Below are 20,028 nucleotides of genomic sequence, written 5' to 3' on the forward strand. Positions count from 1 at the left end.
CTCTTAACCGTTTTCGTCAGACATTAGTAAATTATCCGAGAGTTCACCAGAACGCCTGCGCGCCGACGACGGCGAGGCAGGCGGCGATGATGGCGACGGCGAACGAGAGCGCCGTCGTGAGTTGGTCGCCCGCGGCGACCATCCACGCGGCGGCCAGTATCGTAAGAACGGAGAACAGCACCGCGAAGCCGATTCCCTTGTCCGATTGGATGTCCTTCGTCTGCATGTCTCGGAGTTCGGTGGCTCCGACTTAGTTCATTCGACAGTCGCTGACACGCCGGAGCGAGCGGTCCCGGCCTCCTCAGATTGGTTTCCTCCCAGAACATTTTTTATATCGTGACTGTATTCTTCAGGAGATGTTCGGACAGATCGCACCGCTGTTTCTCGGGAGTCGGGTCCGGGTCGTCGGTACCGCCCTCGCGGCGCTTCTCGTCCTGTGCGGCGGGGCGGTCGCCGCCGGCGTCGTCGGCGCGCCCGCGGTGTCGGACGTCGAGAACCGCTTCGGGACCGTGACCGAGGAGGCGACGGTGGTCGAGACGACCATCGGGGTGTCGAACCCCAACCCCGTCGGGGTCGAACTCGGGGGCGTGACCGTCGGCTACGACGTGTGGATGAACGACGTGCGGATGGCGAGCGGAGAGAAATCTGGCGTCGCCGTCGGCGCCGGGAACGCGACGGTGAACGCGACGACGGAGATGCGGAACGAACGCATCGCCCCGTGGTGGCGGTCGCACGTCAGCAACGGCGAACGCACCGTCGTCAGCGTCGACCCGACGGTTCGCTCGGCGACGCTGGGCCGGACGTTCGACGCCCCGAACGTCACGCGCGAGGTGGAGACGGATATGCTGTCGCAGTTCGACTCCGCGAAGACGCGGCCGGTGAACGCGAACGCTCCTCTCGTCTCCGATCCGATACTCTACGTGGAAGAGACGCGGGCGGCGTGGGGCGCGGTGAACGAGTCGACGACGGCGCTCGAACTGGCGTTCGTCGTCCGCAACCCGAAGCCGTACCCGATAACCGTCTCCCGCCTCGGCTACGATATCTCGATGAACGACGTGACGCTCGGAGAGGGGGCGAGCGACTCGGCGCACGTGATTCCGCCGGAGTCGACGCGGACGGTGCGGACGACGACGTACCTCCGCAACGAGAACTTCGACGAGTGGTGGGTGAGCCACCTCGAACGGAACCAAGTGAGCGACCTGCGGATGACGTTCCACGCCCGCCTCGACGCGGCGGGGGAGACGTTCCGCGTTCCGCTGGACGCCCTGACGTACGAACAGCGGGTGGAGACGGACCTCTTCGGGACGAAACCGACGGCGGGAGCGGGGAACGCGACGGCCGGCGGCGACCCGGCGGGGTCGGAGGAAGGAGCGACTCGGACGGAGGCGGAGACCGAAACGGGAACCGAGACCGGACCAGGGACGGCGACTCCCGGCGACGGCGACGGAAGCGACGGCGGACTCCTCGGAGGGGAAACGTCGACCGGAGGGACGGCGACGGACGCCGCCGCGGGGGACGATGGTCTGTTCGCCGTCGACCCGATAGAATAAGCGGCTCTCGTCTCCGCTCGCCGAAGAAGTGTTCTCGAATCGGTCAGCCGATGGTGACGTGGTCGGACTCCTCGTTCAGCGCGAGGTTCGCCGCTATCTCCGCGTTCCGCATGGCGTACTGGGCGGTCTGCTGGAGGCTGACGAGCACCTCGCGTATCTGGAGGAGTTGCTCGTTGTCCATCTCCGGCAGGTCGCCGAGGATGTCCTGTTCCTTGTCGCGGATGTCGCGGAACAGTTCGCGGCACTCGACGGTCAGGTCGTAGTCGCGTTCGACCACCGACTGCACCGCCTTCGTGGTTATCTCGTCGACCTGGTCGGTGAACTCCCGGATGCGGCGCATCGTCGTCGAGTCGATGTCGAGGGTGTGTCCCTCGGCGTCCATCACGATTTCGGCGATGTCCTCGGCGTTGTCCGCCGTGAGTTCGAGGTTCTTCGCCACCGAGCGGTAGCCGATGAGCGGGAAGCCGGATTCGAGGCCGACGGCGCGGCAGAGGTTCGGGTTCTGGTAGGCCGTGAAGATGAGTCGGAGCAGGAGGACGAATATCTTGTTCGCCTGCCGCTCGCGGTTGAGGGCTCGCTGAGCCAGGTCGGGGTTCCCGTGCGCGAGCGCCTTTATCGCCTCGCCGCGCATCGTGCTCCCCGTGTTCTCCAGGCGTTCGAGGAGGTTGTCGAGGGTGAAGTCCTCGGGGTCGACCGAACAGCGGATGGCGATTCGCTCGGGCGTCTCCTCGATGACGCCGAGGCCCATCAGTTGCGTCTCCGCGCGGTAGACGGCGTTGATGTGCTCGGAGTCGAGGGCCCCCTCGCTCTTCTCGATGTGGATGACCCGCCGACCGAGCACGTACTGCGCGACGATGGCGCGTTCGAGGGCGTCCGCGTTGAGGGCGTCGGCGCGAATCGTCGCCAGCGCGTCCTCCTGACTCGCCGACTCCGGCAGGACGGTGAGCGTTCCCTTCCCACCCATCCGGAGGGACACCTCGTCGCCTTTGTTCACGTTGTGCTCCTTCGCCCACTCCGCCGGTAACGTCATGGCCAGCGTCGACGGACCCAGCCGCTGGACCTTACGCGTCTCCATGTCACCCCCCTTGTTGGGGATGACCTTAATCCTCACTATATGGCGATTATACGTACACTCAGAATCGATGTCCGTATGATTGTCTACTGTTAACACTAAACGCGGAGAGAACGAGACCGATTTCCGGCGATTCAGACGATTTCCATCATCCGGCGCTCGAACCGGCCGACGCGGACGCGCGTCCACCCGCGGAGTTCTGCGTCGAGTTCGGGGTCGTCGGTGTCGACGCGCAGCGTCCCGATTCCGTCGAGTTTCGACCGCGAGGCGACTATCTCCACGTCGCACCGGCGGATCACGTCGGGCGACAGTTGCGGGTTGCCGCGGCCGAAGACGAACCCCTGCCCGCCGATGGGCGAGACGACGACGACGTTCTCGCCGTCGGGCCCCAAGTTGTCCAGAATCTCGCGCTCGGAGGCGTCGCGGACGAGCACCTCCCCGTCGCGCCAGACGTCGACGCCGATGGGCGAACCCTCGAACCCGAGTTCGGCCTTCACCGCGCCGACGGTGCTGCCCGGCCCGAGGACGAACGTCTTCCCCGGCGCCGCCCGGACGTCGTCCGCGACGCCGGCGGCGAGGGCCTCGACCGTTCCCCCGCCGAGTTGCTTCGAGGACTGCACGTCGTCGGCGACGGGGACGGACGCGACGGCGCGGAGTTCGGGGTGCACCTCCCCCTCCCGATACTCGTCCTCGTCGATGTCCATCACCTCGCGGCGCTCGGTCCGGTCGAACGTCGTCGCCACGGCGGCGGCGTCCTCGGGCGAGACGGCGAACACCGACGAGTACACCTTCACCCCCGCGGGCGCGCCGAGCATCGGCACGTCGGACCCCTCCACCGCTTCGGCCACGTCCGCGGCGGTGCCGTCCCCGCCCACGAACAGGACGAGGTCGACGCCCCTACCGAGAAACGCCTCGACGGCGCGTCGCGTGTCCCCGGCGGTGGTCTCGTCGCCCTCGGGGCCGCCCAACACCTCGGGGTCGAACCCAGCCTCGCGGGCGGCGGACTCGCCCATCTCGCCGCCCCACGCGAGGACGGTCACCTCGCGGTCGCTCTCCCGGAGGGCCTCGAACGTCCGGCGCGCCCGGTCGGGCGCCCGCGGGTCGGCGCCGCGGGCGCGCGCCTCCGCCACCTTCCCGTCGGTCCCCTTCAGTCCGACCCGACCGCCCATCCCCGCGATGGGGTTCACGACGACGCCGATTCGCATACGCGAGTGGAGCGGAGGCCGGAGGAAAAGCCCGCCGGTCGGCGCGTCGACGCGCGGGCGCGTCGGTTCGACAGAGGCGAGCGAGCGGCGTCGCCGTCGGAACTCGAACGTTTAAGAACGGGCCGCGGTAACAGTCGCGTAATAATGATGCTGCTGCTTCAGGCGAGCGCCGAACCGTTCCCCATCATGGAGACGGGGGCGACGATTCTCATCGTGGGCATTCTGATGACCGTGGGTTGGCTCCTCTATCTGTACCGGTAGCGGTCTCTACTCCTCCGCCGGGACGACGTCGACGCGTTCGCGGAGCCACGCCGCCGCCTCCTCCACCTCCGCCTCGTCGGTGCCGGAGAGTTTCAGCCGGACGTTCTCGCCGGGGTAGCTTCCCACCGTCACGTCGAACGCCGCCTGCACGTCGCGGAGGCGGTCCAAGAGGCCGCTCTCGGGTTCGCTCGTCACCACCGTCCGCGCGAACGTCTCCTCGCCGTCGAACTCGTCGGCGACCAACTCGAACATCGCCTTCATCTCGTCGGGAACGCCCGGGAGCACGTAGATGCCCTCGACGACGGCGCCGGGGGCGACGCCCTCCTCGTTCGGGAGCATCCGCGCCCGCGCGGGCAGGTGCGCCGTTCCCTCGGCCAGTTCGTCGGCGATGTAGCCGCCCTGTTCGGTCAGCCACGCCATCGCCTCCTCGTGTTCGACCAACTCGCGGCCGACGGCGGCGGCGACGCCGGCCATCGTCAGGTCGTCGTGCGTCGGGCCGAGGCCGCCGGTGACGACGACGGCGTCGTAGTCGGCGCGGTACTCGTTGACCACGCGGGCGATGTCGGAGACGCGGTCCGGCACCGTCGTCACGCGTTCGACGCGCGCGCCGCGGGCCGAGAGCCGTTCGCACAGCCACGAGGCGTTCGTGTTCACGGTGTCACCCGCGAGGAGTTCGTCCCCGACGGTGACGACTGCAACTCGCATGACCGCCCGTAGGCGCAGGCCGGGTAAAAGGGCGCGGCCCGCGGCGAGGGCTACCCGTTCGACGGCGCCGCGTCGCTCCCTGGCGGTACCCGACGCTCCGGAGCCCTCCGGTTCGGTCATTCCGACCAATCGGGAAAATACACATACATAATATTCATATAAACACTTTCGTCCTCGATGGGCGAAGCGGAAGTGATGTCACGAGACACACACGAGTTCGGTCGGCGGTCGTTCGTGGCGGGAACCGGTGCGCTCTTGGGCGCGGCGTCGCTCGGCGGCGTTGGGAGTGCGACTACGATGAACGGGACGAACGCGGCGAGGGAGGGCCACCGCGAGTGGAAGGGCGAAGACGACGACCCGACGATCATCGCACACCGCGGGTTCGCCGGCGTCTACCCCGAGAACACGCTGGGCGCGGTCGGACGCGCGACGTGGGGCGACGGCGCCGACATGATCGAAATCGACGTCATCCCCTCGAAGGACGGCGAGGTGATGGTCCTCCACGACCCCGACCTCAGCAGCCGCGACGACGGGACGCGGGGGCTGACGGACCTCGACGGCTACGTCTGGGAGTACACCGCCGAGGAACTACAGGAGGCGAACGTGCTCCAGAGCGGCGAGACGGTTCCGACGCTCGCGGAGGTGCTCGACCTCGTGCCCGACTCCGTCGGCGTCAACATCGAGTTCAAGAACCCCGACACGACCGACATCGTCACGTCCGGCCGCCTTTCTGACGAGGAACTGACAGAGCGGATGGAGACGTGGCGGCCGCTGGCCGAAGAGGCGCTGCACGTCGCCTCGCAGTACGACAACGAGATTCTCGTCTCCTCGTTCGCCGAGGCGGCCATCGCCGTCGTCCGCGACATCGACCACAGCGTCCCGGTGGCGTACCTGTTCTTCGGCTCCATCGAGACGGGGCTGGAGATAACCCGCGACTACGGCTGCGAGGCGATGCACCCGCCGTACGACATGATCAAGGGAACGCCCTTCTTCGGCGACGTCTACGGCTCCTACGAGGATATCGACCTCGTGGAAATCGCCCGCGAGGAGGACCGCACGCTGAACGTCTGGACCGTCGGCACGTGGTACCAGGCCGAGCAACTCGCCGCCGCCGGCGTCGACGGCCTCATCGCCGACTACCCGAACCTGCTGTGGTCCGGCAACGACGAGATGGAGTGGAAGCGGGGCGACTCCGAGGACCACGAGGACGAGAGCGAGACCGGCACGGAGGAAACGAAGACGGAAACAGAAACGGAATCCGATGCGGATGCGGAGACGGCGACGGAAGCGGCGAACGAGACGACGGCCGCCGAGACCGGGACCGGGACCGGAACCGAAACAGCGGTGCCGACCGAGACGGAGACCGACGACGGGAACTGACGCCCGTCAGCCCATTCCCGGCGGCGGGTCGTCGTCGAACTCGTCGCCGTCGGTGTCGACGCCCAGCCCCATCTCCTCGCGCTGTTCCCGCAGCGCCTCTATCTTCTGGCGATAGTACAGCAGGCCGCCGACGCCGATGAGGGCGAACAGGGCGAACACGGCGCCGAACACGTACAGGTCCCGTTCGAGGAAGAACTGCACCGAGACGGTGTCGGCGTTCTCGATGTTCTGCCAGCGGATGAGCGACCGCCCGTCGTCGGTGGTTAGCCGCTCGTAGCCGCCCGGGTTCGCCTGTCCGAGGATGGGAGCGTCGATGCTGCGGTCCGGCGGGAGCACGATTTCGTAGGAGCCCTGCACGTACGTCGGCAGCGAGAAGCGCTTGGGCGACCCGCCGCTGGTGAACGCGAGGTGGCCGCCGCTCGTCCCGTTCGGCAGGACGACGGTGGTTTCGTCGCGGTTCTGCTGTACCGCGCCGCCGCGGTTCCGAATCTCGGAGCCGTTGATGACGGTGCCGTTCGGGTAGCGGTAGCGCACCGCCTCGACGGACAGGGGGTTCCGGCCGCCGACGCCGTCCCGGCGGTAGAGTTCGATCTCCGATTGGTTCAGTTCGTACACCGCGGCGAACTGCGTGCTCTCCTGAATCTCGATGTGAACCGTCGCGTTGGCGTCCCACGCGTAGCCTCCTTCGACGGGCGGGTCCGAGTCGATTCGCTCGGCCGGCACGTCGTTCGAGCCGAACAGGCCGAGACAGCCGGACGTGGCGGCGAGAGCGATGAGCGCGGCGAACGCGAGGAGCAGTCGTCGGTTCATTCGTTCGGGCTCAGGTGAGGACGCACTTGAGTTCGGAGGGGAGGTACTTGCCGATGCTGGCGAGGAGGCCCGGCGGGTCGGTGCCCTCCGGACAGACGATGCTCTGTTCGAGGAGGCCGAGGCGCTCGACGGTGACGATGTCCTCGGCGTGCCCCGCGCGGTTGACCGTCGCGCGGACCTCCCCGCGGGTGGCGCTGTTGACGTTCACGCGGCCGCTCCGCCCCTCCTCGCGGGTCCACCCGTACAGGCGGTCCCGCGTCTCGTCGGCGAGGCTGGAGCCGTCCTCGTCGTAGACGAACGCCAGCGGCGTGTGCTGGACGATGCCGAAGCGGTCGCGAATCTGCGTCGGCGACCCGGTGCCGAGGCCGAGTCCCTCCGTCGAGATGCGGACGTGGTTGTGGAAGCCGACGTCGAGGACGAAGCCGTCCTCGTCCCACGAGTCGAGGGTGCCGACGTACGTCTCGCCCTCGGTCAGGTGCGGGGTCACCTCGCCCCACTCCTCCCCGAGGAGGTTCCGCGCGGCCGTGGCGTCGTCGCCCGTCACGGTGACGGAGACGAAGCCGTCGTCGCGGACGCCGATATCCCACGTCACGTCCAGTTCGCCCACGTCGTTGCGGATGAGCGAGTCGAGGCTGTCGAGGGCGCGTTCCCGCGCGTCGCCTTCGACGTAGCACTTCGTGGCGAGGACGACCATCAGTGCGGCGTCGCCTCGACGTTCAGTTCGTCGCGCAGCTCCTCGATGCGTCGCTCCATCCCCTCGACCATGTCGTCGTTCTCCATCGGTTCCAGCGGCGCGCCCGTCTCGGGGCACTGGAAGCCGAGTTCCATCGCCTCGGAGAACTCGAAGCGGATGCCCGCGGGTTCCGAGAGGTAGAACTCGTGGGTCCGCTCGTACTCCAGTCGGTCCTCGAGCGCTTCGAGGAGGCGGTACATCTCCTCTTCGAGGTTCTCCGGGATGTTCTCGTAGTGGAACGTCCACAGGTAGGTGAGCCATCCGGAGTCCTCGTCGCGCACCCGGCGGTAGGACGCGAGGTCGTTCTCGTACAGGATGAAGAGCGCTCGGCGAACGTCGTTCAGTTCGAGGCCCAACTCCTCGGCCAACTCCTCGTCGGTGACCTCGCCGTCCGGCGGCGCGGCCGCGACCGGCATCCCCGTCGGTCCTACCAACTCGTGGAGGTACTTCTGGATGACAGGGTCGTTCAGCAGCCCTTCAAAAGCCATTGCGTATCTTTCCGTCGCTAAGCAGTTTAAAAGCACCGAATACGGGGAGGTGCGGGCGAATCTTCATACTGGTTCGGCCCCCGAAACCGGTATGGCCGAACTGGTCGACGTGCTCCGGTTCTCCCGCGCCGGCGGCCCCGACCGATACGTGGCGGTGCCGGCCGGCGAGGGGGAACGCGTCGTCGCGGCCCGCGAGCGTCAGCGACGCAGGCGCGTGCGGGTCCTGCGGGCGCTGAAGTGGTTCGTCGTCCTCGTCTCGGCCGGGTACGCGGCCGTCGTCGCCGAGCAGGTGGTGCTCGGCCTCCTCGGCGCCGGACTCGTCCACGTCCTCGTCGGCGTCGACATCCTCCGGGCCGAACGGGAGGTGCCCGACGTCGTCGCCGCCGGCGTCCGGCGCGGGGCGGCGCGGGAGCGCTACGGCGACGACGGCGAGGACGAGAGAGACGGCGCGGAGTGACGGGGCGGGCGCTCAGGCGTCGTCGGCGTTCTCGCCGCCGTCCACGCTCGCGTTCGCCTCCGCGTCCGCCTCGACGGACTCGACCTCGCTCGGGTCGACCACGCGCTTTCCCGTCTCCATCGGGAGCACCGTCCGGTCGGCGTCGGCCCACTCTCGTTCGAGTTCGCGGCCGTCGAACAGGCGGTCTAAGAACACCGCGAGGCCGGCCACCTCCGAGTGGGGTTGGTTCGTCACGCCGACGTTGAACTCCGCCTCCTCGTACACCTCGAACGGCACCTTCTCGCCGCCGACGACGACGAGCAGCGGTTCCTCGCGGTGGACCGCTCGGATCTCCTCTTGAACGTCCTGCACGCGTTCGCCGTACATCGTCAGGTGGACGACGCTCCCCTCCCAGTTCCGGACGAACGCCTTCTGCGCGTCCGTGGTCTCGACGGCGAACGGACCGCCGAACCGGTCGGTGATGTCCTCGACCGTCTCCTTCGACTGCCCGGCGTTGTCCGGGAAGACGACGCGGTCCGCGCCGAGGGCGCGGGCCGTGAGGCCGACGTGCGTCGTCATCCGGTCGTCGCGCCCCGGTCTGTGGCCGTACCGGAGGACGGCGACCTCGGGTTCTGCGTGCATACGCCGAGCGAGTCGGTCCGCGCGCTAAGGCGCTTCGCTTCGGGGCCACTGACCTCGCCGGGACGTGCGCGAGGGTTAACCGGGTCGCGGCCCTGCTAGGGAGTATGTCCTCCACGGGCGCCGAGGCGCCGCGACTCGACGGGCGGACGGCCGTCGTCACCGGCGGGACCGACGGCATCGGGTTCGAGACGGCCCGCCGACTCGCCGCCCGCGGCGCGCGCGTGGTCGTCACCGGCCGCGACCCGGCGAAGGGCGGCCGGGCCGCCGTCGCCCTGCGCGAGGCGGCCACCGGTGACGGCGACGCCGCCTTCCTCGCGGCCGATTTCGCCTCGCAGGCCGAGGTCAGGGACCTCGCCGCGCGACTCGACGAGGAGGTGGACCGACTCGACATCTTCGTGAGCAACGCGGGCGCGTGGTTCGCCGACCCGGAACTGACCGACGACGGCGTCGAGGAGACGTTCGCGGTGAACCACCTCGCGCCGTTCCTCCTCGTGAACCTCCTCTCCGAGCGCCTGCGCGAGACGGCCGCCGAGGCGGGCGAGGCGCGGGTCGTCGTCGTCTCCTCGGAACTGCACCGGAACGCCCGCATGGCGTTCCGAAAGCTCCGTTCGGTCCACGACGTCACCGGCCGCGGCGCGTACGCCCGGTCGAAACTGGCGAACGTGCTGTTCACCGTCGAGGCCGCCGAGCGCCTGCGCGGGACGGGCGTGACGGCCAACTGCCTCCACCCCGGCGCGGTGCTCGGCACGTCGCTCTCGCGGGAGTACGGCGGGGCCGTCCGGGCGGCCGTCTCCGTGCTCGGAAGCCTGCCCGACTCGGTCACCTCGCGGTTCGCTAAGAGCGTCGCCGAGGGCGCCGAGACCCCCGTCTACCTTGCCGCCTCGCCCGAAGTCGAGGGCGTCACGGGCGAGTACTTCGTCGACCGCGCGGTCGAACGGCCGTCGGCGACGGCGCGGGACGAGCGCACCCGGCGGCGACTGTGGACGGTCAGCGCCGACCTGACGGACCTCTCGCCCGACGAACAGATACCGCCGCGGTCCGCCGACGGCGCGGAGTGGGCGGCGGGGGCGGGAACGGAGACCGGGGCGGGGACGGGGACGGGGACGCCGAGCGGGAATCGCTCGCAGTAGGTGCGCGGACCAGAACGAACTTACTCGCCCGCGAGAGAGCCACCGCATGAACCTCTCAGGGAAGCGAGTCGTCGTCACCGGCGGCGCGGGACTCGTCGGTTCGCACCTCGCAGCGCACCTCCGCGACGACAACGACGTGGTCGTCGTCGACGACCTCTCGAAGGGCACGCGCGAACGCGTCCCCGACGGCGTCGAATTCGTGCGGGCCGACCTGACCGACGCCGACGAGGTGGCCGAGGCCATCACCGCGGACGTCGACGTCGTCTTCCACTTCGCCGCCTACACGGACACGAACTACGCCCAGCCCCGACAGATGTTCGAGGAGAACACCGAGATGACGTACAACGTCCTCGAACGCATGGACGAGGTCGGCGTCTCGAACCTCGCCTTTACCTCCTCCTCTACGGTCTACGGCGAGGCGCCGCGGCCGACGCCCGAGGACTATGCCCCCCTCGAACCAATCAGCGTCTACGGCGCCTCGAAACTCGCCGACGAGGGCCTGCTCTCCACGTACGCCCACTCGAAGGACTTCACCGTCTGGCTGTTCCGCTTCGCCAACATCGTCGGTCCGAAGCAACGGGGGAACGTCATCCCCGATTTCATCGAGAAACTGCTCGAAAGCCCCGACAGCCTCACCATCCTCGGCGACGGCCGCCAGGAGAAGTCCTACCTCCACGTCGAGGACTGCGTGCGCGCCATCTCCCACGTCGTCGAGAACGCCGAGCAGTCGATGAACACGTACAACCTCGGCACGCGGACGACCACCTCCGTGACCACCATCGCCGACATCGTCGCGGACGTGATGGACCTCGACCCCGAGTACGAGTACACCGGCGGCGACAGGGGCTGGGAGGGCGACGTGCCGCGGATGCGCCTCTCCGTCGAGAAACTGTCCGCCCTCGGCTGGGAGGCCGACGGCTCCAGCGACGAGGCGGTGCGGCGGGCGGCGCGCGAACTGACCGAGGAACTCCGCGCCGAGTACGCCGCCGCGGACGACTGAGCGGCCGCGCGCCGCGAGCCGCGCGCCTCCCGGCGCGACACCGCCCCCGAGACGCCTGCACAACACTGAAAAGCCGCCGGTCCACAACGCCCGGGTAGGTGAGGACAGATGGGAGTGCTCACGGCGGTCGTGGACACGTTCTCGACCGGCGAGGACGGGGCGACCGACGACTCGTTCGCGTATCGCTGCGCCGACTGCGAGGCGGCGTTCGAGCGTCCGAAGCGCCAGATGACCCGCGTCCGGTGTCCGGACTGTCGCTCCTCGGACGTGCGGAGCGTCGACTGACGAGGTCTGGGCGAACCTCTCTCGCCGGCGGTCGCGCCGCCGACCGCGGGGCGCCCCGAGCGACACGGCTTTTACCCGGCCGGCCCCTACCTCGCGGCGTGCAGTTCGTCGGCTACGACACCTCCGGACCGGGCCTGTTTCTCGCCAGCGACGGCGACGTGGAGTACGTCTCGCTGGACCCCGGAACCGACCTCGCCTACACGCTCGGCGACCGCCACTGCGCGGGTCTGACGACCGACGACGGACACGATTTCTGTGAAAACGACGGCGCTCCCTACTGCCGCGACCACCGGTCGACGTGGGTGTGCGCGAAGTGCACCGGCACCTGCCTCAAAGACGAGATGGACTGCCACGACCCTCACGCCGTCTACCTCGCGGCGTTCGCGCCCGACGTGTTCAAGGTGGGCGTGACGAAGGAGTGGCGACTGGAGACGCGCCTGCGCGAACAGGGCGCCGACCGCGGGGCGCACGTCCGGACCGTCGCCGACGGTCGCGTCGCCCGCGAGATAGAGGCCGGACTCGCCGAGGAGATTCCCGACCGAGTTCGGGTGCCGACGAAACGCGACGGCCTCCACCTCGCCGTCGACGACGGCGCGTGGGAGTCGCTGCTCTCGGAGTTCGACGTGCTCTCGGAGTTCGAGTTCGACTACGGCCTCGCTCTCGACGCCCGACCGGTCGCCGAGACGGTCGCCACCGGCACCGTTCGCGGCGTCAAGGGTCGCCTGCTCGTCCTCGACCGCGGAGGCAGCACCTACGCCGTCGACCTCCGGGACCTCGTGGGCCACGAGGTGACCGCCGGAGCGACGACGCGCGACCTGCAGTCGAGTCTCGGTGCGTGGGGCTGACCGTCCCGACCAACAATCCTTTCCAGTCGGACCGAGTACGGAGTCTCATGTCCGACAACCCAGACGAACCCGCCGACGACCCGGCCGAGAACGTCGACGAACCGACGGACGCCGGCGAGAGCGGAGCCGACGCTGAGGACGACGAGGAGATGTCCTTCCGGGAGCGAGTCGAGGAGATCCGAAAGCGCCGCGAGGAGGAACGCGAGGAGGGCGAGCGACCGGCCCCCGACGACATGATGGGCGGCGGCGAGGGCGGCCCCGGCGGCATGGGCGGCGGCGGCAACCCCTTCGCGCAGATGATGAGCGGCATGATGGGCGGCGGCGGTGGCGGCCCCGGCGGTATGGGCGGCGGCGGCGGTCCGGGCGGCATGGGCGGCGGCCCGCCGGGCGCCGGCGGCCGCGGCGAGTCCGAGTCGGCCGGCAACGAGGAACTCGTCCGCGAGGTACGCCAACTCCGCGACGAGGTGCGCGACGCGACCCGTCAGCTTCAGCGCATCGCGCAGGCCGTCGAAGACCTGGACGACTGAGGCCGACGCCTCGGCCGTTCCGAGAAGAGTTAGGTTCCTTTTTCGTCGACGACCCGGTCGTACAGCGACGCGAGTTCGTCGACGGCGCGGTCGACGCCGAGTTCCTCGCGGCGGTCCAGACAGGAGTCCGACAGCGCCTCGCGTTCGTCGAGCACGCGGCGTATCGCCTTCCGGCAGGCCTCGACGTCGCCGAGCGGGTAGTGATACCCCGTCACGCCGTCGACGACGGTGTCCGAGAGCGCCCCCGCGTCGGCGCCGACGACGGGCGTCCCGCAGGCGTTGGCCTCCAGGGCGACGAGCCCCTGCGTCTCGACGGGGCTCGGGAACACGAACGCGTCCAGCGCCGAGTAGAACGCCGGCAGGTCCTCGCGCGGGAGGAATCCGAGGAAGCGCGCGTCGAGACCCACGTCCGTCGCCAGCGACTCCAACTCCCCGCGGGCGGGGCCGTCACCGCCGAAGACTACCGTCGCGTCGATGCCGGCGGCGGCGCGGACGAACTCGTCGAGGTTCTTCTCGAAGCCGTGCCGGCCCGTGTAGCCGACGAGGGGACCGTCCGGCAGGTCGTGTCGCTCGCGGAAATCGGCGACCGCGGCGTCGCCGACGGGGGCGAACCGCTCGGTGTCGACGCCGTTCGAGAGGACGGTCAGCCCCTCGTCGACGCCCACCTCGTCGCGGAGGTGGTCGCGGGCGTCCGTGCTGGGGCAGAGGACGGCGTCGGCGCGGCCGAAGAACCAGCGCTCGTAGCGCTCCGAGAGCGACTCGATGCGGCGCTCGAACGGCTCCCGCGAGGTGAGGTAGTCGGCGTACTCACCGGTCGGCGTGTGGTAGGAGGCGACGAACGGCCGGTTCTCGCGCCGGGCGAGGCGGAGCCCCGAGAGGCCGAGCGCGAACGGGGTGTGCGCGTGGACCACGTCCACGTCCTCGACGCGACTCGGGACGCGCGGGACGCCGAGTCGGAACCCGTCGTAGAAGGGAAACGAGACGCTGCGGACGGGGTACTCGCCGGTCTCGGGGGCGTAGTCGTCGGTGCCGGGGAACACCACGTCCATCCGGCCGCCGCGCTCCCGCCAGCGGTCCCGCCACGTCTGCACGGTGTAGGAGACGCCGTTGACGGTGGGGAGGTACGTGTCCGTGAACGCTGCGACCGACTGCATTCGTTTGTCGTGTGCGGGCGGACCTGTAAACGGTTGTGACTTCCGCCGGCGCGGACTCCCCCGCCGTCGGCGTCGCCTCACGCCGGCAGCCGACCCTCCGCGAGCGCCTCGTACGTCGCTTCGAGTCGCTCGCCGACGCGGTCCAGACCGTGCTCGGCCGCCGTCTCTCGGGCGTTCTCGCCCAGTCGCCGCCGCAGGTCCGGGTCGCGTTCGAGCAGTTCCAAGGCGCGGCGGAACTCCGCGCGCGTCGAGCACTTCAGGCAGTCCTCGCCGTGCGTGTAGAACTCGTCGAAGACGGGGATGTCGCGGAGGACGACGGCCTTCCCGCAGGCCATCGCCTCGAGGACGACGATGCCCTGATTCTCGACTTTCGCGGGGAAGCAGAACACGTCGCCGGCGCCGAAGGCTCCCCGGATGTCGTCGACCCAGCCGGTGAACGTGACGTTCTCGGGGGGATTCCGCGTCCAGCGCTTCACGGTCTCGCTGGCGTGGGGGCCGTCGTCGACGGTGCCGAACCACGCGAAGTCGTACTCCGTCTCCTCGGCGAGTTCGCAGAACGCCGTCAGCCCCTTCCGCTCGAAGACGTTGCCGACGGCGAAGACGACCATCCCCTCCAAGTCGTAGCGCTCGCGGTACTCCGCGCGCAGGTCCTCGAACCCGGCCAGCGCGTCGACGTCGACGCCGTTCGTTATCGGGCGAATCGGCGCGTCGACGGGGTAGGATTCCAGCACCGACTTCGTGTACTCGGAGGGGCAGAGCACGAGGTCCGCCTGCGAGTAGAACCACTTCAGGTAGCGGCCGAGCGCGGGCGCTATCGCGCCGGACCCGCGGAACGACTCCGCGAAATCCTCGCGCGTGACGTGCGTGTGGAGGACCAACGGAATCCCCTCGCTCTTGGCGTGGCGGGCGACGGCGACGGTTCCGGGGCCGATGAGGTTGCAGTGAGCGACGTCGAAGTCGGCGAACGCGCCGCGGCCCGTCGCCGCCGACAGCGCGGCCCGCGGGAGGCTCCCGCCGCGCCACGGGCTGGTGATGACCTCCACGTCGGTGCGCGAGAGGGCGGCGCGCTGCTGTCTCGCCGCGGTGCCGATGCCGCTGCGCTCCAGTTGCGATTCGAGTTCGAGGTAGTTCAGCGCGCGGAGGCTCACGGTGGCACTCGGGTTTCGCCGCGGGCGGTTTGACGCTACCGACTCGGAGGCGCCCCCGGCGCCTCGCCGCTCCGCCGCACCTCCGCTCCGCCCCGGAGCGGAACGTCTTTCCGGACCCGCCCCGCCCCTCCGGATATGAGCATCGCGGAGGAGCGCATCGAGCGCCTGCACGGACTCGCCCGCGAGGCCGCGGCCGACGGCGAGTTCGACCGCTCGCGGGAGTACGTCCGCCTCGCGCGCCGCCTCGCCGAGCGGAACCGCTGCGGGGTCCCGAAGGGGCTCCAGCGGTCGTCGTGCGACGCCTGCGACGTCTACCTTCGCCCCGGCCGAAACGCGCGCGTCCGGGTCCACCGCGGGCGCGTCGTCGTCCGCTGTCTCGACTGCGGCGCGACGAAGCGCCATCCCATCGAGTGAGCGGGCGAACGCGCCTCGTCCGGCCGGTTCGTTCCGCTCGTCCCGTCCGTCCCGCCTCGCCGGTCCGGACCATCAACGTTCAAATCATTCGACCCGATACAGTGTCGTATGGGTAATCAGGACCTCCGCAAGGAGGCGCACGACCTCGACGTGACCGTCTGGGTCGGCAAGAGCGGCATCGGCGCCGTCGAGGAGGAGCTATCGGACCAACTGCGGGAACGGGACCTCGTGAAGGTGAAGTTCCTCCGGTCGGCGCGTGCCGGGTCGACGGTGGAGGAACTGACCGAGGAACTCGCAGAGCGCGTGGACGCGGACGTCGTCGAGACGCGCGGCAACACCGGCGTCGTTCACAGATGAGCGTCGGGGCGGTCGGCGTCCTGCAGACCGGCGAGATGGGGCTGTACGAACTCATCGGGACGGTCCTCCGGAGTATCGGCGTTCCGAACGGGGTGGCCGAACCGCTCACGCGCGCAATCGCGTTTCTCGTCGCTTTCGTCGTCGTCTACCTCCTCGGTCGTATCTTCCTCTTTCCCATCGTCGACCGGGTGATGGACTCGCGGGGGCTCGAAGCGCACGCGCAGAAGCCGCTGCGACGACTGCTCGGCGTGGTCGTCGTCTTCGTCGCCGTCACCGTCGCGTTCGGCGCCGCGAGGCTCCCGAACTTCCTGCAGTCGCTCGCGACCATCGCCGCGGCCGCGACGCTCGCCATCGGCCTCGCGATGCAGGACGTGCTCCAGAACTTCGTCGCCGGCGTGTTCATCTACACGGACCGGCCGTTCCGCATCGGCGACTGGATCGAGTGGGAGGGCAACTCCGGCATCGTCGAGGACATCAGCTTCCGCGTCACGCGCGTCCGCACGTTCGACAACGAACTGCTCACCGTGCCGAACTCCCAACTCACCGACGGCGTCATCAAGAACCCCGTCGCCAAGGACACATTGCGCCTACAGGTGCCGTTCGGCATCGGCTACGACGACGACATCGACGCCGCGACGGAGGTCATCGTCGGGGAGGCGGAGTCGCATCCGGACATCCTCGACGACCCCGCCCCGTCGGTCCGCCTGACCGAACTGGGCGACTCCTCGGTCGTTCTCACCTCGCGCATCTGGATACCGAACCCCTCGCGCGCCGACTTCGTGAAGACGAAAGCGGAGTACGTCAAGCGGGTCAAAGACGGATTCGACGAACGAGATATCGACATCCCGTACCCGAACCGCACGCTCGGCGGCGACCTCACGGTGTCCGGTCTGCGAGAAGTGGGAAGTTCGTCCGACGACTGAGGCCACGCGTCGAGGCGTTGGCGTTCTCGCGGCGTTCGCCTGTCGGCTCTCGATCACCGACTCTCGGCCGGTATCGCCGGTCGGTCTCCGGCCCGGATTAGAGTTCGATGCGCTCGACGAGTTGGTCCTCGGCCTTCGTGTTGACGGCGACGATGCGGATGTAGTCTTCGAGCAGCGACTTGTGGAGCTTCGCCTTCAGGAGGTTGTCGACCTGATAGACGCCCGCGGCGTTCACCATCTCTATCTCCACGAGGACGGGCTTGTCGTCGCCCGATTTCAGCGTCACGCTGTCTATCGCCTGACTCGACAGCGTGTTGATGCCGCGGCCGCCCTTCTCGTAGGGGATGCGCGACCGACCGCGCTCCATGTCCAAGGCGTCGGAGACGCGGATGACGCCCGCCTCGGTCGTGAGGGGGTCCTCCTCGGTGTGGTGACAGAGGATGGCGTGGAGCACCTCCGCCTTCACCCGGACGACCTCGGAGGTGTCGTAGAACTGCGGGAGGAAGCGGTCCAGCAGGTCCGCCGCGAGCGGAATCGAGTAGTAGGCGTGCTCGTCGCGGTGGACGACGTGGCCGATGTCGTGGAGCGTCGCCGCGAGGGCGACGATGACGGCCTCGTCCTCCTCTTCGAGTCCCTGCTGGGAGGCGCCGTTGAACTCGACGCCGCCGCTCTTCAGCAGGTCGTACAGTCGGAGCGCGCGGTTGCGAACGATTTCGATGTGCTTCTCGCCGTGGTCGTTGTACCCTTTTCGGGTGACCGCGTTGACGTTCTGGGCCTTCAGGTACGTCTTCACCTCGGGGTCGTCGAGGAGCGTCGGGAGGACTTCGTTGAGCTTCTCGTCCGGAAAACTGTGGTCCGCGTCGGGGTCGTACTCCCGACCGATGTCGTCGGTTACGTGAGCCATTTCACCCCGTGGTACGTCCGGGAGGAGAAAGTATCTGCGGTCGTGACACGTGCACGCGCCTCGCGGCCGCGGCCTCCGACCGCCCGCCGCCTCAGGCGCGGGCGGAGTCGGCGGCCGCCGCGACTTCCTCGTAGTCGGGTTCGGCGCCCAAGTCGTCGCTGACCCACTTGTACGTCACCTCGCCGTCGCCGTCGACGACGAACACCGCGCGCTTGGCGACGTCGCGGACGCCCGCGGAGGTGAAGTCCGTCGCCACGTCGTACGCGTGGACGAGTTCGCGGTTCGAGTCGCTCAGGAGGGAAAAGTCGAGGTCGTTCTGCCGCCGGAACTCGTTGAGGGTGAACGGGGTGTCGATGCTGACGCCGTACACCGTCGCGTCCACCGCCTCGAACTCGTCCATGCGGTCGCGGAACGTGCACATCTCGGTCGTACACGTACTCGTGAACGCGGCCGGGAAGAAGGCGAGCACGAGCGGTGCCTCGTCGAGGTTCTCGGAGAGGGTGAACGTCCCGACGTCGCCGTCCGCGAGAGGAACGGTGAAATCGGGGGCCTCGTCGCCGATATCGACCATGTCGAAGAGTACCGCCGGCGCGTCAGTTCAAAGTTGTCGTTCGGTTCGATTCAGTTCAGGTTCGCCTTGCGCTCGCGCATCGCGACGGCGAAGGCGACGGCGGCGCCGAGGAAGGAGGCGTTGCGGAGGAACGCGTCGAGTTCCTCGTCTCGCTGGTCACCTTCCATGTTCCAGAAGTCGTGCATCTGCGGCGTCACGCCGAGGAGGAAGGTGGCGATGGCCACGACGCCCAGGAGCGGCGCGAGTCCGAGTGCGAGGAGGATGCCGCCGGCGAACAGCAGGAAACTCGCGACCGGAACGAGGACGCTCGCGAACGGAACGCCGACGCTGTCGGCGTAGGCGACCATGTCGTCGGTACTCGCGAGGTTGTCGTAGCCGTCGCGGGCGAACTTCGCCCCGAAGGCGATCCGTGCGAAGATGAACAGAAGGCGGTTGAGCATGCGCCCGTATACAGGCTCGCCGGAAGATAAACTCTGGCGGCCCCGGCGAGACGGAACCGATTCCGAAATCCAAGCTTCGGGCCGGGAGCGGCGGCGTCCCGAGTCGTGTTTCCTCCGCGACGCGTACGACGGCGACTGATGCGACGAACGCGGCTCACGAGGGACGAGAACCGCGATAGCGACCGTTCGGAGGTTTCGTCGGGCGCCTCGAAGGACACCCCTAAGATGCAAAAAGCCTATAGTCGCGAGTAGGTTAAGCCCAGATAGCGATGTACCAGATTGTCCCCCTGTTCCCGGGGATTCCAGGTGGGCCGGAGCTCCTCATCGTCCTGCTCGTCCTCGTGCTGCTGTTCGGGGCGAACAAGATTCCGAAGCTCGCTCGGTCCACGGGTCAGGCCATGGGCGAGTTCCAGCGCGGACGCAACGAAATCGAAGAAGAGCTCAAGCAGATGGAGAGCACGAACGACGACGAGGAAGACGACGAGACGGCGGCGTCCGCGTCGACGGAGACGGCGTCGACCTCGACCGCCACGGAGACGACGTCGACTTCGACGTCCTCGGACTCGAACTCCAACTCCAACTGAACGCGTCTTCGCGCTCCGGCTTTTCTCGGCGAAACATATCACCTTTAGTGGTCGCTCTCGTAGCCCCGGCGGGGCGCGTGGCCTAGCGGATCAGGGCGAGGGGTTCCTAACCCCTCGATCGCGGGTTCGAATCCCGCCGCGCCCGTCTCCTTCGCTGCGCTCGGTCGACGAGCGCGGCGTACTCCCACTCGCTTCGCTCGCGGGAGTCCCGCCGCGCCTGCCCGGACTCGAATTGGAGAGCGACGAGTCTCGTGCACGCGGAGTTCCGCTGTTCCCCTCGCGACACTCGGCCGACAGTTGAGGCGCCGGACCGATTGCGAGGGAGACTCGCGGCGAAAGCCGTCGTTAACCCCGATTCATCACACCCTAGAGCGACCGAAACGGCTTCGTCTACCGACGACAATTCTCATATACGAGATTGTTCAGTTAGAGATACTTAGAGGAGATATAACTAGATCACGCGA

25 protein-coding genes and 1 tRNA gene are annotated in these 20,028 nt (G+C 68.6%); 13 read left to right on the top strand and 13 right to left on the bottom strand.

The genetic code is table 11. The annotated features are described in order from the left end of the window. Window positions 1–43 precede the first annotated feature (43 nt). The gene (locus NDI79_RS02895; protein WP_310926942.1) at window positions 44–226 is read right to left on the bottom strand and encodes a DUF7525 family protein; all 183 of its coding nucleotides are present in this window, start codon (window positions 224–226) and stop codon (window positions 44–46) included. Window positions 227–356: 130 nt separating this feature from the next. Here NDI79_RS02895 and NDI79_RS02900 point away from each other — a divergent pair, with 130 nt between their 5' ends. Further along, on the top strand, window positions 357–1,550 hold the full coding sequence (locus NDI79_RS02900; RefSeq protein WP_310926943.1) for an LEA/WHy family protein: 1,194 nt from the start codon (window positions 357–359) through the stop codon (window positions 1,548–1,550). 43 nt (window positions 1,551–1,593) lie between these two features. Here the strand turns inward: NDI79_RS02900 and NDI79_RS02905 are convergent, their stop codons facing one another. From NDI79_RS02905 to NDI79_RS02915, 3 genes are all read right to left on the bottom strand, one after another. Continuing rightward, a complete protein-coding gene (locus NDI79_RS02905) occupies window positions 1,594–2,625 on the bottom strand; it encodes a PhoU domain-containing protein (protein WP_310926944.1) in 1,032 nt (343 codons plus the stop codon). 131 nt (window positions 2,626–2,756) lie between these two features. After that, complete coding sequence (locus NDI79_RS02910; protein ID WP_310926945.1) at window positions 2,757–3,827, bottom strand: ATP-NAD kinase family protein; 1,071 nt, start codon at window positions 3,825–3,827, stop codon at window positions 2,757–2,759. Window positions 3,828–4,094: 267 nt separating this feature from the next. Further along, entirely contained in the window at window positions 4,095–4,793 is a 699-nt protein-coding gene (locus NDI79_RS02915) for a competence/damage-inducible protein A (RefSeq protein WP_310926946.1), read from the bottom strand. A 195-nt stretch (window positions 4,794–4,988) separates the two neighbouring features. Between NDI79_RS02915 and NDI79_RS02920 the strand changes: the two genes are divergently transcribed. Then, window positions 4,989–6,173, top strand: coding sequence for a glycerophosphodiester phosphodiesterase (locus NDI79_RS02920; protein ID WP_310926947.1), 1,185 nt, complete (start codon window positions 4,989–4,991; stop codon window positions 6,171–6,173). Window positions 6,174–6,179: 6 nt separating this feature from the next. On the opposite strand, the gene NDI79_RS02925 is transcribed toward NDI79_RS02920, so the two are convergent. The 3 genes from NDI79_RS02925 to NDI79_RS02935 are packed head-to-tail and all read right to left on the bottom strand — an operon-like array spanning window position 6,180 to window position 8,204. After that, window positions 6,180–6,983, bottom strand: coding sequence for a DUF5803 family protein (locus tag NDI79_RS02925; RefSeq protein ID WP_310926948.1), 804 nt, complete (start codon window positions 6,981–6,983; stop codon window positions 6,180–6,182). A gap of 10 nt (window positions 6,984–6,993) precedes the next feature. After that, window positions 6,994–7,677: a DUF2110 family protein gene (locus tag NDI79_RS02930; RefSeq protein ID WP_310926949.1), complete on the bottom strand. Its 684-nt coding sequence runs from the start codon at window positions 7,675–7,677 to the stop codon at window positions 6,994–6,996. Further along, window positions 7,677–8,204 carry a transcription factor gene (locus NDI79_RS02935; protein ID WP_310926950.1) on the bottom strand — a complete coding sequence of 176 codons (528 nt, stop codon included), beginning with the start codon at window positions 8,202–8,204 and terminating at the stop codon, window positions 7,677–7,679. The genes NDI79_RS02930 and NDI79_RS02935 overlap by 1 nt, the downstream gene beginning before the upstream one ends. A 91-nt stretch (window positions 8,205–8,295) precedes the next feature. Here NDI79_RS02935 and NDI79_RS02940 point away from each other — a divergent pair, with 91 nt between their 5' ends. Beyond that, a complete protein-coding gene (locus NDI79_RS02940) occupies window positions 8,296–8,661 on the top strand; it encodes a hypothetical protein (protein WP_310926951.1) in 366 nt (121 codons plus the stop codon). Window positions 8,662–8,673: 12 nt separating this feature from the next. Here the strand turns inward: NDI79_RS02940 and NDI79_RS02945 are convergent, their stop codons facing one another. Then, entirely contained in the window at window positions 8,674–9,282 is a 609-nt protein-coding gene (locus NDI79_RS02945; RefSeq protein WP_310926952.1) for a tRNA (cytidine(56)-2'-O)-methyltransferase, read from the bottom strand. A 104-nt stretch (window positions 9,283–9,386) separates the two neighbouring features. Between NDI79_RS02945 and NDI79_RS02950 the strand changes: the two genes are divergently transcribed. The 5 genes from NDI79_RS02950 (at window position 9,387) to NDI79_RS02970 (ending at window position 13,069) form a co-directional block, all read left to right on the top strand. Next, the gene (locus NDI79_RS02950) at window positions 9,387–10,412 is read left to right on the top strand and encodes an SDR family NAD(P)-dependent oxidoreductase (protein WP_310926953.1); all 1,026 of its coding nucleotides are present in this window, start codon (window positions 9,387–9,389) and stop codon (window positions 10,410–10,412) included. A 46-nt stretch (window positions 10,413–10,458) separates the two neighbouring features. Beyond that, on the top strand, window positions 10,459–11,412 hold the full coding sequence (locus tag NDI79_RS02955; protein ID WP_310926954.1) for an NAD-dependent epimerase/dehydratase family protein: 954 nt from the start codon (window positions 10,459–10,461) through the stop codon (window positions 11,410–11,412). Between the two features lie 108 nt (window positions 11,413–11,520). After that, window positions 11,521–11,697, top strand: a complete 177-nt coding sequence (locus NDI79_RS02960; RefSeq protein ID WP_310926955.1) for a hypothetical protein — start codon at window positions 11,521–11,523, stop codon at window positions 11,695–11,697. A gap of 98 nt (window positions 11,698–11,795) precedes the next feature. Next, window positions 11,796–12,542 carry a DUF2797 domain-containing protein gene (locus NDI79_RS02965; protein WP_310926956.1) on the top strand — a complete coding sequence of 249 codons (747 nt, stop codon included), beginning with the start codon at window positions 11,796–11,798 and terminating at the stop codon, window positions 12,540–12,542. A gap of 47 nt (window positions 12,543–12,589) precedes the next feature. Next, a complete protein-coding gene (locus NDI79_RS02970) occupies window positions 12,590–13,069 on the top strand; it encodes a hypothetical protein (protein ID WP_310926957.1) in 480 nt (159 codons plus the stop codon). Window positions 13,070–13,098: 29 nt separating this feature from the next. On the opposite strand, the gene NDI79_RS02975 is transcribed toward NDI79_RS02970, so the two are convergent. Together NDI79_RS02975 and NDI79_RS02980 are read right to left on the bottom strand one after the other, a co-directional pair. Then, on the bottom strand, window positions 13,099–14,223 hold the full coding sequence (locus tag NDI79_RS02975) for a glycosyltransferase (RefSeq protein WP_310926958.1): 1,125 nt from the start codon (window positions 14,221–14,223) through the stop codon (window positions 13,099–13,101). A gap of 77 nt (window positions 14,224–14,300) precedes the next feature. Further along, window positions 14,301–15,371 (bottom strand): glycosyltransferase, encoded by a 1,071-nt coding sequence (locus NDI79_RS02980; RefSeq protein WP_310926959.1) that lies wholly within the window; start codon window positions 15,369–15,371, stop codon window positions 14,301–14,303. A gap of 135 nt (window positions 15,372–15,506) precedes the next feature. Here NDI79_RS02980 and NDI79_RS02985 point away from each other — a divergent pair, with 135 nt between their 5' ends. The 3 genes from NDI79_RS02985 (at window position 15,507) to NDI79_RS02995 (ending at window position 17,065) form a co-directional block, all read left to right on the top strand. After that, the gene (locus tag NDI79_RS02985; RefSeq protein ID WP_310926960.1) at window positions 15,507–15,785 is read left to right on the top strand and encodes a ribonuclease P protein component 4; all 279 of its coding nucleotides are present in this window, start codon (window positions 15,507–15,509) and stop codon (window positions 15,783–15,785) included. Window positions 15,786–15,893: 108 nt separating this feature from the next. Continuing rightward, the gene (locus NDI79_RS02990; RefSeq protein WP_310926961.1) at window positions 15,894–16,142 is read left to right on the top strand and encodes a YhbY family RNA-binding protein; all 249 of its coding nucleotides are present in this window, start codon (window positions 15,894–15,896) and stop codon (window positions 16,140–16,142) included. After that, window positions 16,139–17,065, top strand: coding sequence for a mechanosensitive ion channel family protein (locus NDI79_RS02995; protein WP_310926962.1), 927 nt, complete (start codon window positions 16,139–16,141; stop codon window positions 17,063–17,065). The genes NDI79_RS02990 and NDI79_RS02995 overlap by 4 nt, the downstream gene beginning before the upstream one ends. A gap of 97 nt (window positions 17,066–17,162) precedes the next feature. Here the strand turns inward: NDI79_RS02995 and NDI79_RS03000 are convergent, their stop codons facing one another. From NDI79_RS03000 to NDI79_RS03010, 3 genes are all read right to left on the bottom strand, one after another. Then, window positions 17,163–17,969: an HD domain-containing protein gene (locus tag NDI79_RS03000; RefSeq protein ID WP_310926963.1), complete on the bottom strand. Its 807-nt coding sequence runs from the start codon at window positions 17,967–17,969 to the stop codon at window positions 17,163–17,165. A gap of 91 nt (window positions 17,970–18,060) precedes the next feature. Continuing rightward, entirely contained in the window at window positions 18,061–18,540 is a 480-nt protein-coding gene (locus tag NDI79_RS03005) for a redoxin domain-containing protein (RefSeq protein ID WP_310926964.1), read from the bottom strand. Window positions 18,541–18,590: 50 nt separating this feature from the next. Beyond that, window positions 18,591–18,980, bottom strand: a complete 390-nt coding sequence (locus tag NDI79_RS03010; RefSeq protein ID WP_310926965.1) for a DoxX family membrane protein — start codon at window positions 18,978–18,980, stop codon at window positions 18,591–18,593. A 269-nt stretch (window positions 18,981–19,249) separates the two neighbouring features. Here NDI79_RS03010 and NDI79_RS03015 point away from each other — a divergent pair, with 269 nt between their 5' ends. Continuing rightward, window positions 19,250–19,564 (top strand): Sec-independent protein translocase subunit TatA/TatB, encoded by a 315-nt coding sequence (locus tag NDI79_RS03015; RefSeq protein ID WP_310926966.1) that lies wholly within the window; start codon window positions 19,250–19,252, stop codon window positions 19,562–19,564. Between the two features lie 71 nt (window positions 19,565–19,635). After that, window positions 19,636–19,709, top strand: a tRNA-Arg gene (locus NDI79_RS03020). The last annotated feature ends 319 nt before the right edge of the window (window positions 19,710–20,028 follow it).

The sequence above is a fragment of the Halogeometricum sp. S3BR5-2 genome, assembly GCF_031624635.1.
Taxonomy (GTDB): Archaea; Halobacteriota; Halobacteria; order Halobacteriales; family Haloferacaceae; genus Halogeometricum; species Halogeometricum luteum.

Excerpts from the sequence above, each read along its gene's own strand:
- NDI79_RS02895 (WP_310926942.1), bottom strand. The coding sequence starts at position 226 with ATGCAGACGAAGGACATCCAATCGGACAAGGGAATCGGCTTCGCGGTG.
- NDI79_RS02900 (WP_310926943.1), top strand. The coding sequence starts at position 357 with ATGTTCGGACAGATCGCACCGCTGTTTCTCGGGAGTCGGGTCCGGGTC.
- NDI79_RS02905 (WP_310926944.1), bottom strand. The coding sequence starts at position 2,625 with ATGGAGACGCGTAAGGTCCAGCGGCTGGGTCCGTCGACGCTGGCCATG.
- NDI79_RS02910 (WP_310926945.1), bottom strand. The coding sequence starts at position 3,827 with ATGCGAATCGGCGTCGTCGTGAACCCCATCGCGGGGATGGGCGGTCGG.
- NDI79_RS02915 (WP_310926946.1), bottom strand. The coding sequence starts at position 4,793 with ATGCGAGTTGCAGTCGTCACCGTCGGGGACGAACTCCTCGCGGGTGAC.
- NDI79_RS02920 (WP_310926947.1), top strand. The coding sequence starts at position 4,989 with ATGTCACGAGACACACACGAGTTCGGTCGGCGGTCGTTCGTGGCGGGA.
- NDI79_RS02925 (WP_310926948.1), bottom strand. The coding sequence starts at position 6,983 with ATGAACCGACGACTGCTCCTCGCGTTCGCCGCGCTCATCGCTCTCGCC.
- NDI79_RS02930 (WP_310926949.1), bottom strand. The coding sequence starts at position 7,677 with ATGGTCGTCCTCGCCACGAAGTGCTACGTCGAAGGCGACGCGCGGGAA.
- NDI79_RS02935 (WP_310926950.1), bottom strand. The coding sequence starts at position 8,204 with ATGGCTTTTGAAGGGCTGCTGAACGACCCTGTCATCCAGAAGTACCTC.
- NDI79_RS02940 (WP_310926951.1), top strand. The coding sequence starts at position 8,296 with ATGGCCGAACTGGTCGACGTGCTCCGGTTCTCCCGCGCCGGCGGCCCC.
- NDI79_RS02945 (WP_310926952.1), bottom strand. The coding sequence starts at position 9,282 with ATGCACGCAGAACCCGAGGTCGCCGTCCTCCGGTACGGCCACAGACCG.
- NDI79_RS02950 (WP_310926953.1), top strand. The coding sequence starts at position 9,387 with ATGTCCTCCACGGGCGCCGAGGCGCCGCGACTCGACGGGCGGACGGCC.
- NDI79_RS02955 (WP_310926954.1), top strand. The coding sequence starts at position 10,459 with ATGAACCTCTCAGGGAAGCGAGTCGTCGTCACCGGCGGCGCGGGACTC.
- NDI79_RS02960 (WP_310926955.1), top strand. The coding sequence starts at position 11,521 with ATGGGAGTGCTCACGGCGGTCGTGGACACGTTCTCGACCGGCGAGGAC.
- NDI79_RS02970 (WP_310926957.1), top strand. The coding sequence starts at position 12,590 with ATGTCCGACAACCCAGACGAACCCGCCGACGACCCGGCCGAGAACGTC.
- NDI79_RS02975 (WP_310926958.1), bottom strand. The coding sequence starts at position 14,223 with ATGCAGTCGGTCGCAGCGTTCACGGACACGTACCTCCCCACCGTCAAC.
- NDI79_RS02985 (WP_310926960.1), top strand. The coding sequence starts at position 15,507 with ATGAGCATCGCGGAGGAGCGCATCGAGCGCCTGCACGGACTCGCCCGC.
- NDI79_RS02990 (WP_310926961.1), top strand. The coding sequence starts at position 15,894 with ATGGGTAATCAGGACCTCCGCAAGGAGGCGCACGACCTCGACGTGACC.
- NDI79_RS02995 (WP_310926962.1), top strand. The coding sequence starts at position 16,139 with ATGAGCGTCGGGGCGGTCGGCGTCCTGCAGACCGGCGAGATGGGGCTG.
- NDI79_RS03000 (WP_310926963.1), bottom strand. The coding sequence starts at position 17,969 with ATGGCTCACGTAACCGACGACATCGGTCGGGAGTACGACCCCGACGCG.
- NDI79_RS03005 (WP_310926964.1), bottom strand. The coding sequence starts at position 18,540 with ATGGTCGATATCGGCGACGAGGCCCCCGATTTCACCGTTCCTCTCGCG.
- NDI79_RS03010 (WP_310926965.1), bottom strand. The coding sequence starts at position 18,980 with ATGCTCAACCGCCTTCTGTTCATCTTCGCACGGATCGCCTTCGGGGCG.
- NDI79_RS03015 (WP_310926966.1), top strand. The coding sequence starts at position 19,250 with ATGTACCAGATTGTCCCCCTGTTCCCGGGGATTCCAGGTGGGCCGGAG.